We start from the raw sequence: 17773 nt of genomic DNA, 5'->3' as shown, positions 1-17773 counted from the left end.
AAAAGAAACTAGGGAAAAAGCCTGGCTTTCCAACTGAATGCAAAAAAGAAGGAGATTGATTGATAAACGATTGGAACCTTTTTTGAAAATCTAGGAACTCGTCTTTTGATTTATTTCTCATTAACAGAAGCTGTACCAACTCAAGCGGCTTGACATTACTTGGCATATTACTCCTATTTGCTATGGCTTAAAGATTTTATATTATATGGGGTATCAGTCGTACTGAGACTTGACTGTGGCAAAGTATCACCAGCTTCACGCAAAATTGATTCTTTAGAAGCTTCTTGAGCTAATTTAGAAAATACTTGTTCTCCTAACTGCAATTTTTTACCCCCATGAAATAACTGAATTTTACTTAATACAGAATCTTTAACCTTTATCATCTCTTCACCACTCATTTCTTTTACGTGCTTTAATATCTTCCCTAATATTTCTTCTTTACTTACCCCTTGTCTACTTGGATCCACAATTAAATTTGCTATTGTATATGTAACTGAATAGTCTACAAAAATAGAGGAAATAGATTGCTCCCCGCGGTCTTGAGTTTTTAATTTTATTATACGTTCCCAAACATTCATCATACATTTTTTTGTTTCTTCAGACAGATCTGGATTCTTCAGTACTTGATCTGATAATGAAGATAAAAAAGTTGTGTAACGTTCACATTCAATCTGACTACACAATCGGATTAATTCCATAAAAGAATCAAAGTAATACTGACCTACTAGCACATTCAACACTGCATAATAAGTATTTTCCTTATAATCTCTATCTAGTAATTTTTTCTTTTGCTCATCATCCATTTTAGACAGGCAAAACTCTATGGTGTCTACTTCTTTGTAACCCTTTACTGCAGATAAAGCTGCTTCAATTAACAGATCATCTTTATCTTGACTAGAAATACTGGAATCATTGTGTAATTTATTATAGAAGAACTCTATACCTTCTTCCCAGTTTTTATTAGAATTTATCTGTATGGATTTTTGCAAACCTTCAACTGATTTATATTCGTTTAGTTTTCCAATCTGCTTATCAATAAGAAAAGACCAGAAAGCTTCTATAGGGCTAGTTTCTTCGATATTTTCCAATAATTCTCTTCTCAGATCATCATCAGATCCATCTTCTTCAAAGGCACTTCTCTTAAATCTCATAAATACTTGTTCAAATAATCCAGGAATCTTATCTTCTAGACAATATTTACATGCCAAGTAATATCTATCTGCAAGATCAAGCGGATTTTCTTTTCCATTTTTATTTTTTTCTTCAGTTAGCCTTTCACCAACAGCTTTATTCTTTAATTTTATTCCATCCCAACAAGAATTATCAGAGAATATATCAGAAAAAAAAATTAGTTTTTCCTCATCAAAATCTTCAATTAATTGAATATAAGCCCTCAACCATCTTTCTACTCTAAGGTGTTTTCTTGCTTTAACTTGATTATCGTCGCCTTTAATAGCACCTTTTAATATATCAAGTATTTTATTGTAATTGTGATCCAAACCAGATTCCATACCCGCAACCCCATTTTGTATTTTAATATAAACTTTAGTCTAGTAAATTATCGTTGCCAAGTCAATCTTTTTCTCCAAACCTTACCACTGCACAACAGGAAATTTCTTGAGAGCCAAGTATGATATTTTCATTCTAATAATTAATTATTATAAAACATTTTTATTTACGAAAAAATAGACCTTGTTGTAACTAAAGAAACGTCTATTTTAGTGCTGCAAAAATTTGAATTATTGACTCTTTCTAAAATTGCAAAAAAGGTCGTATATTTGCGAGAACAAGCCGCATAGAAATAAGGTTATAAAAATAGAAGGTTTAAATTATTTTCATAAGCTTAGGCAAAACAGTTCGTACGTAGGTTTAGTAAAAGTGAGCCAATATAGCTGATTTCAGCGTATAATGAAATTATTATCTAGAAAAGTTCGTATGTATCGTTTGGTAGACCAATCCATCCCAAAGAAAAGTCTTCTCACGGGTAGCAGTATTGGTTGCTGGAAATGGTTGTAGTGATATGTGAAATTGTTTTAGTTTTTGTTAAATTAGTATTTAGAAATAGAAAAAGTACATTGTAGTAAAAAAATAGAAGTATTTTTGCAAGCACTGGCTTTAGTTTTAAAAAAATATTAAAACATGAAAAAAGTTCTTGTTCTGCTAGATTTCTTTAGCTATAGTCGAGTTTAACATAATAAATACATGGGGTATTGAGTCAGATGCATTGTATTATGTACATCATTCAGAAAGCAATCCTGGCTTTTTTAAGAATATATCTAGTTTAGTAAGAAATCAAAAGAAAAGCACACTGTTACTCAGCAATCAAAGTTACTTGAAATTAACTTAAGGTTTCTACAGCAAATTGTTTTGGTACAGCTGTATAAGAATCAAATGTTGAAACCAATCTTTAGAAAAGAGGTTTACGACAAAATCATCAAAATATGAATATTAAAATATAGGGGGCTTTATGTTAGGTAAAGAAAATACAAAGGAACAAGTAATAGATAATCAATCTAGGTTAATAAGAATGCAAAAAGAAGACACACTACTATCTAGCAGTCAGCAAATATTAAAGCTGCCAGAAGGTTTTACAATAGGAAAAGCAATTGGAGGAGGAGATTGTTTCTTTGATGCAGTTGCACAGGGACTTAAGCAATTAAATCCTGGAACAAACTTTACTGTGAAATCTTTGAGAGAAGTTTGTAGGAAGCAAGCTTTAATTAGTCAAGAAATGAAAGAAAAGATTATAGCAGATGCTAGAAACCGTGAAGATTCTACAGTAATACTCCCAGAGCCTGGTATTAATGATGATGAATTATGGAAGACTTATTTGATTGGTATAGAATACAGTATTGAAGATATAGAAAAAATGCAGAGGGACAATAAAGACGTGTTTTTATTGTTAACTGATTTAAAGTATGGAAGTACGTTGCAGATTCCTATATGGGGTAGGCCTGAAATTGAGGGAAGTATGATTTGTAATGAATATAATATTAAGCTGCATGTTATTGAAGATCTTCATATATGTGGATGGTCAGGGTATCTTATTGATGAGTTAACATCCAAACCTGTAAGTACAGATTATAATGAAAAAAATACTATACATATAATAAATAAAGGAGGTTTCCATTTTGAGCCAATCTTGAGCGAGACACTATTAATAAGAGAGTTTACTAATATTATAGAGGATTCTAGTATTCTAGAAGATAGAAAGCTTGAAAAGCTGAAAAGTTTTTTTAAGGTATATCCGAGTCTAAACGTTAATTTTCGAGTGAATCAATGCAGTGATACACCGCTGCATATTGCTGTTTGCCTGGGAGAGTTAACAATTGTCAGATTTTTGCTAAAGATAGGAGCGCAAGTTGATGTTTTAGATGGAGAGGGAAAGACTCCTATAGATATTGCTAAAGATAATAACAGAAAAGATATCGCTAAGATACTGCAACCACTTATTTCATATGAAGAAGTTGATGTACCGGGAGATGGCAGCTGCTTATTTTGGTCTGTTGCTTTAGCTTACTTAGCTCCCGTAAAATTTGATGATTATGCCTTCCATGAAAGGTTTAAAGAATTATTTGCGAGCGACCATGATGTACATTCAATTCAAAGGCTAATGCAAAGTAATGCAAATATTTATGAAGATAGTGTAATGAAGCAATTAGTAACGAAGACATTTCGTTGTGAGGTTGCTGATGCAGTATATTTCAGCCAAAGAAGATTTGAAAATAAGGTTGAAATTATGGATCTTTTTGAGAGTCACAGTGGAAGTTATTTTACAGGAGGTACCTTTAAAAAAGAGTTTGAACATGAATTCGGTGCTGAAAAAATTAAGCAGTATAATATTGATATTAGTAAACTCCAACCCAATTTTTTTGACGAAAATGCAGTAAAGGAAATTTGTACTGAACTTAATAAGATAAAAAAACGTAATCAAGTTCAAGAATTTGTATTTGACACATACTTAAAGTGCATGGAACTTACTGGAGTTTGGGGTGGAAAGCATGAAATAAATTCAATGTCTGATCTACTAAATACAGCGATAATAGTGTCTCAGAAAGATTCAAAAGATCTTATATACAATGAAGAGAAAAAATACTGTAATAAAATACACTTATCCTACAAAGGAGGTAATCATTATCAATTTTATCAAGTAGAGTATTCAAATTTGATGAAGTTTGTTCTGAGTTTCATTCAATCATTTGAAACGAGGATCATTATATATGATGTGCTTGCGAGTATGCTGAGAGAGGGGAACAGAATATTTTTTGATGGAATGAACACTAATAGATCTGTGCGGAGTATTTTTGGATGTTCAATACATACAGATGACTTGGCAATGTTTGGTATGAGGGCATCTTTGAGAACAGGTAATGTAATAAAAGCGACAAAAAATTTTATTAATCTATCAGACTTAATAGAAACATTTAATGAATATAAACTGGGCTTTAGAAAAATATTAGTAGATGCTGGATGCAATATTTTTCAAAGTTTTGAAATGCAGTTTGAGAAAATAGGCTTTGATCATGTTTCAAAGATAGCAGATGACATTGTAGATAAGATCATCGAATATTATATTCAGAAAGAATACAAGGGAGATTTGAGCAAGCTAGGGATAGCTGAAACCCTTGTTCTCAATACATATTTGCAAGAGGTGTCTGCGCAGTATGGAGAAATAAGTTATAACCTTAAAGATTTATATGAAAATATCGGAATTGCAGAAGGAAGTGAAGGCTCTTTTATATATTATAGAAAAAGAAGTGAAGATAAATCTAGTCAGTATGGTTATCGCCGTTCCCTTATGGGTGAAAAGTCGAAAAGAACATATGAGACAAGATATATTAGAGTAGAAACTACAAACGTAGAACTTGAAAATTATGTGTATACTTTAGATGCCTTAAATATACAAGAGTTTAAGGCTAAAGTGGAGCAGGTATTTTATATTGTCAATAAAGAAATCCAAATGCCAAGCAAAAAGGTAATTGAGGATCTTATAGTAAAAATTAAATCTCATATTGAACAAGAGGTAAGCGTTTTAAGCGAGTATATCTTACTTTTCTGTCAAGGATGCAAACAAAGTTTAGATATGAATATGAGATACTTAGTTGAAGGAGAAGGAATAAGGAAAGGCAAAAAGATAATAGAAAGGGCTGGAAAAAATAGTGATGTTATATATTCGATGGAAAACAATTTAAAAACAATTCCAAATTTATCTTATTATCTAAAAGTAAAAGAAGCATTTGTAAAGCATGCTGAAACAGTCGCTCAAGACTATAGCAACCTACTTGAATCAGAGCATGATAATGCAGCAAGATCTAGGAGTTTTCGGTCTAGTATAAAAAGATTATCAAATGTAAAAAAATTAGGATTTCTATTTGGTAAAATGAATTTTCAGGATGTATGTGATCCAGTAGAAGAATTCACTGGAAGGCAAGAACAAATAGATGAGATATATACAAAATTGCAGGGGGGAGCGGTAGTAATAGTAGGTCCATCTGGTATTGGTAAAACTCAATTAGCTAGAAAGTTTGTTGAAGAAAACAAAGGAGCTTATCTTCATGCCTATGAGGTGAGTACTCAAGATATATTATCCATAGAAAGTTCTTTTGCTTCCTTTACCCGAGATAGGTTAGCCATGTTTATGGAAGGAGGAGTAGGAAATAAAGAAAAGAAAAAATGCCTATTCCTTTTTCAGGGAGTTAAAAAAGAAGATCTAGAGAGGATTTTAAAGATCAGAGGTCAAAGAGGTGGTTTTGATTGCCTGTTTACTTCTTCTGATCAAGATTATCAAGATATAGCAGAAGTATCTTTAGATAGTCTTGAAGAAAAAGAAGCTGTACAACTTGTCAAAATAATTTTAGAGATGGCAGATAGATCGCAAGATGAACAAATAAAAGCGCTCATAAGAAAACTAAAATGTTTTCCATTGGCTATAAATCTAGCAGCAGCATGTATTAAAAACAAAGGATCAAGCTCTTTGAGCGAAGCATTTGGAATTTTTGAATATTTAATAGAATACGAAAGGTTTAATCAGAAATTTCCACGAAACACTGGACAAAATGAATACGATAGAATATTGCAAATAACATTACTAATCTCGATGGAAACAATAGAAAAGATGAGTTCTGGAGAGAAAATTCTAAAAATTTTAAGTATTATGGCTTATTTTGATCATAGTGCAATTGATCCCAGTTTATTTCTTACCTGGATTAGATATGAGGATGGACTATACTCCATTTTCGAATTGCTAGAGCAGTATTCCATAATTTATGTAGAAGGATCAGATAAATACAAGGTTTACATTATGCATGAATCGGTCAAAAAAGTAGTGCGTTCATGGCTTAGCATAGATGAGGAAAAACACATATTAAGTTGTGTCATAGAACTGGTATCTGAAGCTGAAGGAGGATTTTTAGATGTAGTTCATCTCTTATCTTTGTTTGATCATAGTCAAAAATATGACTATCTAATAGAAGAAAATAAGAATTTTCCTTGTTTAGTTTTGAGTAGCTTAAATGAGTTACATGAGTATAAAAAAGTTATCAATCTCACGTCACAATTATATCAATTACTTGCTGTAGATGATAGATATTCAAGATTAATTAAATATGAGTTTGCCTGCGCGCAAGCTGGTTTGGGACTATATGATAGAGCGTTAAAAATCTTTCTGGATTTAAAAAAACTCGAGAAGGTAAATGATACATTTCCTTCTCTTACTTTGGATAAAAAAATACTTTCTACTTATCTCAAACAAAAAAATTATAAAGAAGCATTGTCATACGTTAAATACAATAACTTTATAGTCAATAGTTTATATGGAGAAGACATCATGGAACTTATGGAAGAACATCTAGATATAGCAGTTATTATAGCTGAAGTATTTGTGATGCAAAAAAGATATACTGATGCATTTACAACTTTGTACTATGTAAGACGACTGAGAGATGAAATTTTCCTTAAACTAGGTGATTTTTACTCCGATGATGATCCTTATCTTTATCCTTCCGAGATATATGAACTTTATAATTTAGATACAAAATATATCTATGCCCTAGCATATTTCTTTATGGTTCAAGAAAGAAAAAAAGTAACTATAAATGAAGGAGAGTTATCACATAAAGAGGATTTACCTCGTGAATTGAGTATACAAGCTTTATTTAGGAATCTACAAGATGTTCTAATAAATCAAGAAGGTAGTCAGTACTTACAACCTGCTCCTTATTTTGTTGAAATAGAAGTAGAAAAAGTCATTCAGAGGGAATTAAGAGAAAAAACATTGCGATATTTTGAGGAAGTACTGAAGCTACAAAAAAATTATGGATTTTTAGATAATCATCCTAACGTACTATCTGTGAAGTTTTATATAGCTGTTTTACATAGCTGCTTAGGGGATAAGGAAAAAGCATTACAAGAACTCCAACAATTGCAAGAATTACAGGAGAAAGTGATAGGAGTAAATCATCCTGACACTTTAGGAACTGTAAATGCTATACAAGAATTATTTACTGAAGGTGAAGACAAGTTAACATATTTAAGAAATGAGATAGAAAAAAGAGAATCGCTCTTACAATTTGAAAAATCTGATTTGAATGCTAAGGGTGTCTCAATTTTAAAAGAGCTTTATAGAGAATCGCTCTTACAATTTGAAAAATCTGATTTGAATGCTAAGGGTGTCTCAATTTTAAAAGAGCTTTATGTAGAAAAAAATAGCGAAAGTTCTTCTTCAGTATCAAGTGAAGAATTACTGCTAGAAAACAAAAGTTTTCTAGACACAGAGAGTACAAAAACTAAAAGGAGAAAAATGGATAATCAGCAGCAAGTCTCAGAGTTGCAAGATTGTACTTTATCAGGCTCAGTGAAGGGTCAGTGTATATCACCTAAAAGAAGAAATTTGGAAAATATGAGAGTGACATCTCTAGGTGTTCAGAAGACTGTAAATCTATCACTAGACAGAGAAGGGTCACTCATTGAGCTGAAATATAAACTGAATCATTATGACGATCAAATACAAAGATTTATACAATGGGAAAATAGCAATTTGAAAAAGTCACAGCGGCCAATATCTTCACTTAACAGCATTACTATAGAACCTACGGATAATAAGAGCCTGAGAGGAGTTACTTCTGCTGGTCAAGTTGCTTAATTTTATCTGTGTGATTCATATAGGTCATAACAACTGATTTGTCAGATTAAGTCTGAATTTTAAATAGTTAAGTAACGTTGTGTTTTTGAATTGACTTTAATCTTTGATCATGCTTGTAATTTTGCATGACAAAAGGCTCCTTTGACGGAATGTAATTTTTTTGCACTTCACTTAAACAAGGAATTGTACTTTCTAGCTCTTTATATTTTTCCCATGGAGTTTTCCCTTGAAGAGAGCTATGAGGACGTTGTCTATTATAATGGTTTTCCCAATCTCTGAGTTTAATTTGTAGGTCAGGATCCTTGATGTTAACACTACTGTAAAATTCATCTAAATCTGTACGCTGAGCTCTTTCCACTTTACCGTTTAAATGCGGGGAAAATGGCTTGATAGGACGAAATTTGATTTTCCATTTTTTCAAATATTCTTGCACCCCATAAGCAAAAAATTCCTGTCCTCTATCGGTTTGAATTCTTTGACAATGAAATGGCATTTTTTCTCTTAGTTGTTCAAGAAAATCTAGAGTGTTTTCTGCAGTACGTCTTGGGTACAATGTAACAACTTTATAACGTGTACAATCATCTATAGCGGTATACTGATAAAGGGGAATGTTCAAAAAAGTGTGTCAAACCGAAAAAAAAGTAATAAATTGATATAAAAAATGGAGGTTTGATATGAGTCAAGCAAATAGAACTACTGGTTTGGTAGATTATAAAGAATTAGAAACAAATATCCTGTCATCTATACGAGAAGGAAGACCATTGACAGGAAGAGATGGAGCATTAACACCGTTTATAAAAAGGCTGCTAGAGGCAAGTCTGGAAGGTGAAATAGAAAGCCACATGTCAGCTAAAAGTGAAGAAAATAACCGAAGAAATGGAAGGAATGCAAAAACTTTACGTACAAGTTCAGGCTCATTTGAACTATTAACACCAAGAGACAGAGAAGGAAGCTTTGAACCGCAAATAGTCAAAAAAAGGCAAACAAGCCTACATCCAGAACTTGAAGCAAAGGTCTTAAGTACATACGCCAGTGGCATGGGATACAGAGACATAGCTTCACACGTTGAGGAAATATATGACCATAAAATATCAGCAGCAGAGATATCCAATATTACTGATAAACTGCTACCAATAATCAATGAATGGCGCAGCCGTCCATTGCAATCAGTGTATCCAATAGTGTTCATGGATGGCATGTTTTTTAAGGTCAAGGAGGACGGACATTGCGTAAGTAAATGCATGTATAATATATTGGGTATAAATCAAAATGGCAGAAAAGAAGTATTAGGTTTTTATCTGGCTGAAAGTGAGGGAGCTAACTTCTGGTTGGGAGTTTTAAATGACCTCAAAGAAAGAGGAGTAGAAGATATTCTGATTGCATGTGTAGATGGGCTAAAAAGCTTTCCTGCAGCCATCAACAGTGTATTTCCCAGTGCAGAAGTGCAGCTATGTATAGTACACCAAATAAGAAATTCTCTGAAATATGTATCCAGTAAAGATGTAAAAGTTTTCATGAATGATCTGAAAAAAATATATCGTGCTTCAAGTAAAGAAATTGCTGAGAATTATCTGCTTGAGCTGGAAGAAAAATGGGGAGAAAAGTATCCTTTAGTTATAAAATCCTGGCAGAACAATTGGGAAAACTTATCCAGTTATTTTAAGTATTCTGGGCCAGTTAGGAAGCTGATTTACACCACTAATCCAATTGAGGGGTTGCATAGACAAATCAGGAAATTTACTAAAACTAAGGGTTCATTTACTAGTACAAATGCCTTGTACAAACAGGTATATTGTGCTATAAAAAAGGTAGAGCAAAGGTGGATTATGGCTCTCCCTAATTGGGCTTTAACTATGTCTCAACTTGATATTTTCTTTCCAGATAGATTGAAAATTGAGTTGAACTAAAAATGCGGCTTGACACACTTTTTTGAACGTTCCCTGATAAAGTCCAGAAGCTATTTTGCATACATCCATCTGTATACGTTCTCCTGGTACTTTACAGTTGTAACGCTTTATTTGTTTGCGGTAATGACGTTTAATACGTAAAAGACTTACATCATATTTTTTGAAAACTTTGTGTATAGTAGCCAATGAAAAAGAGAGATCATGTAAACGTTTCAATTCAGTTTGAATACGTCTTGCTCCTAATTTTCTAGTTTTTCTTAAGTGGAGAATAAGTTGATCACTAGATATATTGGTTTTTTGTAAAGGTGAGGTTTTAGGCCTGCTACTAAGATTTTCTAATCCTTTTTCACCAAACTCCTTGTAACGTTTACACCATTTGCGTAAGGTAAAGCGTGAAATATTATAGTGCTGACATACTCTTCCTGCATGACCTAATTTTTTATATAGGTTTACCCAATTCAGGCGTAGCTTAACTTTAGAGTCCATTTACTTGCGGCTTTTATTGTTGATATACTTCCCACCATAATTGTAATAAGGTATATAAACTATCACAAGTACAAATTTCTATTTGATCTTACATTTTTATTGTAATAACCTATATGAATCACACACTATTTAAAATTCAGACTTAATCTGACAAATCAGTTGTTATGACCTATATGAATCACACACATTATATCTATTCCTCTACAATGTTTGCTTTTATATATTAGTTACATTAATAACTTATTAATTACTCAATCAAGCGTTACACATAAAACTTCTCCATCTGCTCACTCCATAACATTGGTATTTCTCTCAAATCAACTAATTTTAAATCTTTCGATTGTTTACCATTTACTATGTCTTCTTTAATTTTTGGAGCTAAATAATTTAATCTTAAAATTTGTTGTATGCGTCTTGTACCTATATTAATTTTGGCACTCAGCTCTTTCACACTTCCATATTTTCCCTCTTCTAGTTCCCGTTTCCACAGGTAGGCTCTTACTACTGCTTTGAGTAACGCATTATTTGTTTTTCCTTCTGGCTCAATTACTGTGCATTTCTTTCCCTTCTTCTTTATTGATATAAATTTTTCCTCTAATTCAGAATATAACTCTATTCCATCCTCTCTCACCAATACTGCTTTTATTAACTTTTTCACTACTTCTTTCTGCTTTCCAAAGCTTAAATTTTCCCATAACTTTTCAATTTTTTCTTCGGTCTTTTCTCTCCATTTTTCATATAGCTGTTCAGCTTTCTTCATCACTTCTTTTTCTACTTCTCCGGCTACTATAGTTCTGTTTATTGATTCACAATTTTTTCCTCTTAAATGATTGTTGCATACATAATATCGATACCTTTTACTTTCCTTTTTTGCATAGGTCAAAGTCATATTTACATCACAGCTCTTGCACTTTATTATTCCCTTTAGCAATGCTTCTTCATATTTTGCTTTTCTATATGGCTGATTCCTTATCAATTCCTGTGCTTTTTGCCATTTTTCTTCTTCTATTATTGCTTCATGCTTTCCTTCATACTCTTTCTCATAATGCCTTATTTTTCCCATATATATTGGATTTGTTATTATTCTTCTCACCGTCGCTTTTTTAAAGATATCTGATTTTGTTCTGTAACCTTGGCTATTTAACTCCCTTGCCAATTCTGCCATTAACTTCAGCTCCAAATATCTTTCAAATATATAACTTACCACTTTTGCTTCTTTCTCATTTATTATTAATTCTTTATCCTTTACATCATATCCAAGCGGTAAAGTTCCACCCATCCATAACCCCTGCTCCTTTGATGTTGCTATTTTATTTTTTACTCTTTCTACAATCATTTCTCTTTCTAGTTGTGCTGCTCCTGACAATACCGTTTGTACAAACTTTCCCATTGGCGTATTATTATCAAATATCTGCGTTACTGCTACAAAATTTACTCGGTGCCTTCTAAAAAATGACGTTACTTCGATGCTGTCTTTTGTTTCCCTTGAGAGCCTATCTAGCGTATATACTACTACACAATCTACTTCTCCTCCTTTAACATCTTCAAATAATTCCTTTATTGCTGGTCTTTCTAAATTCTTTCCTGAGAAGCCTCCATCATCGTACCTTTTTGCCAATGCTACCCAGCCTTCTTTGCTCTTTATGTACTTTTCACATGCTACTCGCTGGGCATCAAGGCTATTAAACTTTTGTTCTAGCCCATCCTCATTTGATTTTCTTGTATATATCGCACATCTCACCTCTTTTAGCATTCTCAATTTCCACTTTTATCACGCATTCCAAATAATAAAGGTCCGTTGTAGCTCATTCCCATTATTTTTCCTGCCACTGCTGACAATGATGTATAAAACTCTTCTTTGTAGATTAAACCCTTGTCTGTTACCATTACCGCATGCGTTTCTTCCCCTCTCTCTAATATTAGCTCTGTTCCTGCTACTGGAAGTTTGTCACTACTTATTCTTTTTCCCTTCTCTAGCCGATCTGCCAGATACTCTAGTCTTTTTGTCCCCTTTCTTGACATTTCTCCATACGCTTTTTCCTGCATTCTATAAGCTAATCTTGGTATCAGATATTTCTTTGAATACCTAGGCGCCTCTTCCCCATATACCTTCTTCCATATTTTTCTCAGTTCACCCAAAGGTTTTTTCTCTAAATTCATTACTTTCTTTTCTACTTCTTCCTCCATATTTTTAGCCCTTCATAAATAGCTTTTCAATTCTGTCTGTTTCTTTCTTTAATACCTCGGTTATCTTTTTGCTATTTTTCGCATAATCCATCGCTGTCATTCCAAATTTATCCGCTTGCTCTATTTCTCCTCCAGCTTTCACTAGCTCTTCCACTATTTCCACTTTCCCCACCATACATGCAAGGTGCAATGGAGTGCATTTATTGTCCCAAATTTGGGAGAAAAACCCTGGACTTGAAGTCCATCCTTTTAAGAATATAATTTTAAGGTGAAAAATCTGAAAGAATGTGGAATATTATAGAAAAAGCAGTCACTCTGTATATATATCACATAGTGTGGATAACAAAATATCGATATCCAGTACTAGTTGGAGATATTGGAAAGAAAGCTAAAGAAGTTGTACAAGAAGTATGTGCAAATAATCAAGTAGAAATTATCAGAGGTAGAGTTGCGTCAAGTCATGTACACGTATACGTTTCTGTACCCCCATACTTAAGTATTAGTAAGTTAGTGCAGTTAATAAAAGGAAAAAGTTCCAGAAAAATCCAGCAAAACTTTCCAGAGCTAAAAAAGAGATACTGGGTTGTGGGCAGTAGGCTACTTTGTCAGGACTAGCGGAAATGTAACTGACGAAATGATAAAAAATTATATTGAAAATCACTCTAAAAAAGAAGATAAATTTGGTGACTTTCAAGTCGAAAGTTAGCATTCTATGCTCTCTCTCAATCTTTGGATTTTAATCCATAGTGGTTGAATAGCTTTCTCTTCAGCTAAAGTTAGCATTTTTCCTTCTATTTTTTTTACTTCATCTTGAGCTGCTTTTCTAGCTTCTAGTTTTAAATCGTTACCCATTTTAGATATTACTTGATTCGCAGCTTCTTTTGCTGTTTTGCTTATACCAAGAATTTTATCAAACATTCCTGCACGATACACTTGAGAGCCGAAGTTTGATTCGTCAGCCAAATTTTTGTAATTGTATTCTTTCATAATGTACTCCTTAATTTAAAAACTATACTAACATTAATATACAAGTACAAAAATTATATTAATATTAGTATTGCTTTTCAGGGCAGTAGTATAAATTTATAGTACCTTTTGAAAAAATTCATGACTTGACGGCAAAGAGCATTATATTGGTATCATGACTGACTTGGAAAAGATGAGAGAAAAACTGCAAAATCAAATTAATTATCATAATATCTTATATTATCAAAAAAGTAAGCCAGAGATAAGTGATGCTGAATATGATGAACTGAAAAAAAAGTTAGCTGCAATAGAGCCAGAAGCTTATGCAACACAAGATAGTGTTGGTGCTCCGCCTGATGAGAGATTTTCTAAGGTGGAACATCAAGAACCTATGCTTTCTCTTGAGAATGCTTATGATGAACAAGGTGTAGAAAAATTTTTGTCTAAAATAAAGAGATTTTTAATTGCAGATGAAATAGAGATATTATGTGAGCCAAAAATTGATGGATTGTCATTTTCTGCAATTTATGAAGATGGGAAATTTGTTAAAGCTGCAACTCGAGGTGACGGTTTTGTAGGAGAGGATGTAACTCACAATGTTGCAACAATAAAAGGCTTTCCTAAGTTTTTACAAGATGTGCAAGGAAGACTAGAAGTAAGGGGTGAAATATATATCAGTAACAGCGACTTTTTAAAGTTAAATGAAAATAATGAATTCGCTAATCCTCGAAATGCAGCTGCTGGTTCTTTAAAGCAATTGAATGCGAACATTACAGCAAAAAGGCCTCTTAGATATTTTGCTTATTCTTTAATTGGTGGAATAGAGAAAAGTCAAAGTGAAGTACTAGAAAAACTTGAGAAACTTGGTTTTTGCGTAAATGAGCATCGTTCCTTAACAAGTAGTTTGAATGGAATGCTAAAGTTCTATAACGAGATCTATGATTGTCGTTATAACTTGGATTATGATATCGATGGGATAGTCTATAAAGTGAATGATTTGGTGCTACAAAGTCGTCTGGGAAGTACACACAAAGCGCCACGCTCAGCGCTTGCATATAAGTTTTCTGCGATTTATGCGAAGACAAAGTTAAATAAAATATTTATACAGGTGGGTAGAACGGGGGTTTTAACTCCAGTTGCAGATTTGGTACCAGTTAATATTGGCGGAGTGCTAGTTAGCAGAGCAAGTCTACATAACCAAGATGAGATAAAACGTAAAGATATAAGAGAAGGAGATGTTGTAACAATTAAAAGAGCTGGAGATGTAATTCCTCAAATTGTCAAAGTAGATGAAGGTTCTCGTCATACAAATATGCCTGAATTTGTTTTTCCTGACATATGTCCTGAATGTGGTAGTAAAGTGCAGATTGAAGGAGTGGCAGTAAGATGTCCTGAAGAATTTAATTGCAAGGCTCAAATAGTAGAAAAACTAAAACATTTTGTGTCAAAAGATGCATTTGACATTGTTGGCCTTGGTGAAAAACAAATAAAGTTTTTTTATGATCTGGAACTAATAAGACAAATTCCAGACATTTTTATTTTAGAGGAAAGATTAAAAGAGTTTTCCTTAAAAGAGCATCATGGTTGGGGCGAGAAGTCAATAGCTAATCTATTAAGTGCTATACAAAGCAGAAGAGTAATCTCTCTAGATAGGTTCATATTTTCTTTGGGTATCAGATTTATCGGCCAAGTTGTAGCAGAATTGCTCGCAAATTATTATGTATCTTATGATAACTGGTATAATTCGATGTCATCAAATGATGTTGAGTTGGTAGGTATAGATGGTATAGGAGAAAAAGTAGCTGAATCTTTAAAATCGTTTTTTTCTCAGGAACGTAACATTAAAATGTTAAATGATCTTACTGCATATCTGCAAATTCTTCCCGTGAGCTCCAACTCTAGCGATTCTTTTTTGAATAACAAAATTATAGTGTTTACTGGTAAGCTACGTGCTATGAGTAGAGGGGAGGCAAAAGTAAGAGCTAAAGTTTTAGGGGCAAAGATCAGTTCAAGCCTTTCTACTAAAACTGACTATTTAATTGCAGGAGAAGATCCAGGTTCAAAATATAAAAAAGCAATGGAATTGGGTGTGGAAATTTTAGATGAAGAACAGTGGAACAGATTGTGCTAAACACAACTTAATCTGACGGGAATGAATTAACTGATAGAAGAATTGAAAACTAATATCAGACTCTTATTTAATACAATTGAACACTCCTTGCTCTTTATAAACAGTTATGCAACAAAGCAAGTTAAATAGCTAAGCACCCCTCTAATATATGATTTCTCTTTAACTTTTTCTAAATATGGACTAGGTAATTCTTCCTTATCTACAGATTCGAAATCATCTTTCTCAAGAAACAACTCATGTATTATTTGTGCTAGTATCATAAAGTCTTTCTTTTTAGGGGACCGAACAAAGCCTGGATATTGCTCATCATGTGCAGTTTTTTCATAAACAGATTGAATGAAAGTAGATATTCTTTTTTCTAATTTTCTCAAATTTTCTACCAATTGCTTTTCCCCTGGTAAAGGTATTTGAAGCTTTTTTTGCTTTAACACCTCCTTTTCTGATATGTGACCAGAATCGTTAATAAACTTACGTGTTATTTGCTCTAACCTTTCCAAGTCTATTTCTGTATTATAATAAGAAAGAGCTGGATAATTTTCATCTTGGCACAGCTTATTCTGATAATCAGAAGCTTCAATAAACTTATTTACTATTTCTTTTAATTTTTGTAAATCATTTAGCTCTTGATTGGAATATTGAATAATTCTTTCTTCTGGATAATGCTTGTTCAGCTTTGCAAGATATTTTTTCAGCTCCACCCACCACTTATATTTAGCAGATTTTTCTTGTTTTTCTATTTTATTGTCCCAAATTTGGGAGAAAAACCCTGGACTTGAAGTCCATCCTTTTAAGAATATAATTTTAAGGTGAAAAATCTGAAAGAATGTGGAATATTATAGAAAAAGCAGTCACTCTGTATATATATCACATAGTGTGGATAACAAAATATCGATATCCAGTACTAGTTGGAGATATTGGAAAGAAAGCTAAAGAAGTTGTACAAGAAGTATGTGCAAATAATCAAGTAGAAATTATCAGAGGTAGAGTTGCGTCAAGTCATGTACACGTATACGTTTCTGTACCCCCATACTTAAGTATTAGTAAGTTAGTGCAGTTAATAAAAGGAAAAAGTTCCAGAAAAATCCAGCAAAACTTTCCAGAGCTAAAAAAGAGATATTGGGTTGTGGGCAGTAGGCTACTTTGTCAGGACTAGCGGAAATGTAACTGACGAAATGATAAAAAATTATATTGAAAATCACTCTAAAAAAGAAGATAAATTTGGTGACTTTCAAGTCGAAAGTTAGCATTCTATGCTCTCTCTCAATCTTTGGATTTTAATCCATAGTGGTTGAATAAAATAATATAGCTTAATTATTAACTATATCTATGAGAAAATCAAGAATTATGTATTTTTTTATATTTTATATAGGATTATTAATATTCACTTTAGTTTCAGAAACATACTGCAAATTAGAATCATAAAAATCTTTAATGTTCATTTTTCCAAAAACGCAAAAAAAGTACCTACCTTTATGAAAACAAGCCTATAAAAATATGGTTGTAAAAATGGAAGCCTAAAATCATTGCAACAAAGTTAGGCAAATTGGTTCATATGTAAATTTAGTGAAAGTAAACCAATATAGCTGATTTCATGGTATAGCAAAATCACTATATTGAAAAGTTTATATGGTACACCAATTGATTCTAAAAAAAATGTTTTCACACTAACTGGTTTTGGGTGCTGGAAGTGACCAAATTACTTAAGTTGTTTAATACTGAATGAGTATAAATTTATTTTCTTCTACTAATCGTACATGGCCCAGAGTGGACAAATGGGAAGATTATACTATTAAAGATCTATAATATTAGAGCTCTGCCTAAAAAGTAAATTCATTAACTTTTATTCCACAACTTTGCAGTATTACTTATTTAATGATGAGATAAGAATTACGTATTAATAAGTAATATAGGTTAATATAATAATAGAAATATTGACATATTAATAATATTATTATA

Annotated in this window: 8 protein-coding genes and 5 pseudogenes; 5 read left to right on the top strand and 8 right to left on the bottom strand. The window is 32.5% G+C overall.

Going from position 1 to position 17773, the window contains the following annotated elements; genetic code table 11:
* Nucleotides 1–173: 173 nt before the first annotated feature.
* Nucleotides 174–1511 (bottom strand): hypothetical protein, encoded by a 1338-nt coding sequence (locus tag OPR35_RS04985; RefSeq protein WP_096097233.1) that lies wholly within the window; start codon nucleotides 1509–1511, stop codon nucleotides 174–176.
* A gap of 956 nt (nucleotides 1512–2467) precedes the next feature.
* On the opposite strand from OPR35_RS04985, the gene OPR35_RS04980 reads away from it, so the two are divergent.
* On the top strand, nucleotides 2468–8140 hold the full coding sequence (locus tag OPR35_RS04980) for an ankyrin repeat domain-containing protein (protein WP_265024754.1): 5673 nt from the start codon (nucleotides 2468–2470) through the stop codon (nucleotides 8138–8140).
* A 67-nt stretch (nucleotides 8141–8207) separates the two neighbouring features.
* On the opposite strand, the pseudogene OPR35_RS04975 reads toward OPR35_RS04980, so the two are convergent.
* Nucleotides 8208–8744 (bottom strand): annotated as a pseudogene (locus OPR35_RS04975) (integrase core domain-containing protein); the annotation flags it as partial.
* Nucleotides 8745–8814: 70 nt separating this feature from the next.
* Here OPR35_RS04975 and OPR35_RS04970 point away from each other — a divergent pair.
* Nucleotides 8815–10047 carry an IS256 family transposase gene (locus OPR35_RS04970; RefSeq protein WP_265024688.1) on the top strand — a complete coding sequence of 411 codons (1233 nt, stop codon included), beginning with the start codon at nucleotides 8815–8817 and terminating at the stop codon, nucleotides 10045–10047.
* Here the strand turns inward: OPR35_RS04970 and OPR35_RS04965 are convergent.
* The 4 genes and pseudogenes from OPR35_RS04965 to OPR35_RS04950 all read right to left on the bottom strand — a co-directional run.
* Nucleotides 10036–10533: pseudogene (locus tag OPR35_RS04965) on the bottom strand (helix-turn-helix domain-containing protein); the annotation flags it as partial. The gene OPR35_RS04970 and the pseudogene OPR35_RS04965 sit on opposite strands and share 12 nt — an antisense overlap.
* A 262-nt stretch (nucleotides 10534–10795) precedes the next feature.
* Nucleotides 10796–12286 (bottom strand): recombinase family protein, encoded by a 1491-nt coding sequence (locus tag OPR35_RS04960; RefSeq protein WP_230609075.1) that lies wholly within the window; start codon nucleotides 12284–12286, stop codon nucleotides 10796–10798.
* A 2-nt stretch (nucleotides 12287–12288) separates the two neighbouring features.
* A complete protein-coding gene (locus OPR35_RS04955) occupies nucleotides 12289–12720 on the bottom strand; it encodes a DUF2924 domain-containing protein (protein WP_052264947.1) in 432 nt (143 codons plus the stop codon).
* Between the two features lie 4 nt (nucleotides 12721–12724).
* Nucleotides 12725–12931: pseudogene (locus OPR35_RS04950) on the bottom strand (ankyrin repeat domain-containing protein); the annotation flags it as partial.
* A gap of 76 nt (nucleotides 12932–13007) precedes the next feature.
* Between OPR35_RS04950 and tnpA (OPR35_RS04945) the strand changes: the two are divergent.
* Nucleotides 13008–13426, top strand: a pseudogene (gene tnpA, locus OPR35_RS04945) (IS200/IS605 family transposase).
* Here the strand turns inward: tnpA (OPR35_RS04945) and OPR35_RS04940 are convergent.
* The gene (locus OPR35_RS04940; RefSeq protein WP_096097260.1) at nucleotides 13423–13707 is read right to left on the bottom strand and encodes a hypothetical protein; all 285 of its coding nucleotides are present in this window, start codon (nucleotides 13705–13707) and stop codon (nucleotides 13423–13425) included. The pseudogene tnpA (OPR35_RS04945) and the gene OPR35_RS04940 overlap by 4 nt on opposite strands.
* A 154-nt stretch (nucleotides 13708–13861) precedes the next feature.
* Here OPR35_RS04940 and ligA point away from each other — a divergent pair, with 154 nt between their 5' ends.
* Entirely contained in the window at nucleotides 13862–15817 is a 1956-nt protein-coding gene (gene ligA, locus OPR35_RS04935) for an NAD-dependent DNA ligase LigA (RefSeq protein ID WP_007301909.1), read from the top strand.
* Nucleotides 15818–15921: 104 nt separating this feature from the next.
* On the opposite strand, the gene OPR35_RS04930 is transcribed toward ligA, so the two are convergent.
* Nucleotides 15922–16515, bottom strand: coding sequence for a hypothetical protein (locus OPR35_RS04930; protein WP_230609086.1), 594 nt, complete (start codon nucleotides 16513–16515; stop codon nucleotides 15922–15924).
* A gap of 127 nt (nucleotides 16516–16642) precedes the next feature.
* Here OPR35_RS04930 and tnpA (OPR35_RS04925) point away from each other — a divergent pair.
* Nucleotides 16643–17061: pseudogene (gene tnpA, locus OPR35_RS04925) on the top strand (IS200/IS605 family transposase).
* Nucleotides 17062–17773: the final 712 nt, after the last annotated feature.

The organism is Wolbachia endosymbiont (group B) of Protocalliphora azurea, from assembly GCF_947251865.1.
Classification (GTDB): Bacteria; Pseudomonadota; Alphaproteobacteria; order Rickettsiales; family Anaplasmataceae; genus Wolbachia.
This window is presented reverse-complemented; position numbering and strand designations above follow the sequence as displayed.

What these genes read in the sequence shown, in the direction of transcription:
- OPR35_RS04955 (WP_052264947.1), bottom strand. Translation starts at nt 12,720, where the DNA reads ATGGAGGAAGAAGTAGAAAAGAAAGTAATGAATTTAGAGAAAAAACCT.
- OPR35_RS04940 (WP_096097260.1), bottom strand. Translation starts at nt 13,707, where the DNA reads ATGAAAGAATACAATTACAAAAATTTGGCTGACGAATCAAACTTCGGC.
- OPR35_RS04970 (WP_265024688.1), top strand. Translation starts at nt 8,815, where the DNA reads ATGAGTCAAGCAAATAGAACTACTGGTTTGGTAGATTATAAAGAATTA.
- ligA (WP_007301909.1), top strand. Translation starts at nt 13,862, where the DNA reads ATGACTGACTTGGAAAAGATGAGAGAAAAACTGCAAAATCAAATTAAT.
- OPR35_RS04980 (WP_265024754.1), top strand. Translation starts at nt 2,468, where the DNA reads ATGTTAGGTAAAGAAAATACAAAGGAACAAGTAATAGATAATCAATCT.
- OPR35_RS04960 (WP_230609075.1), bottom strand. Translation starts at nt 12,286, where the DNA reads ATGCTAAAAGAGGTGAGATGTGCGATATATACAAGAAAATCAAATGAG.
- OPR35_RS04985 (WP_096097233.1), bottom strand. Translation starts at nt 1,511, where the DNA reads ATGGAATCTGGTTTGGATCACAATTACAATAAAATACTTGATATATTA.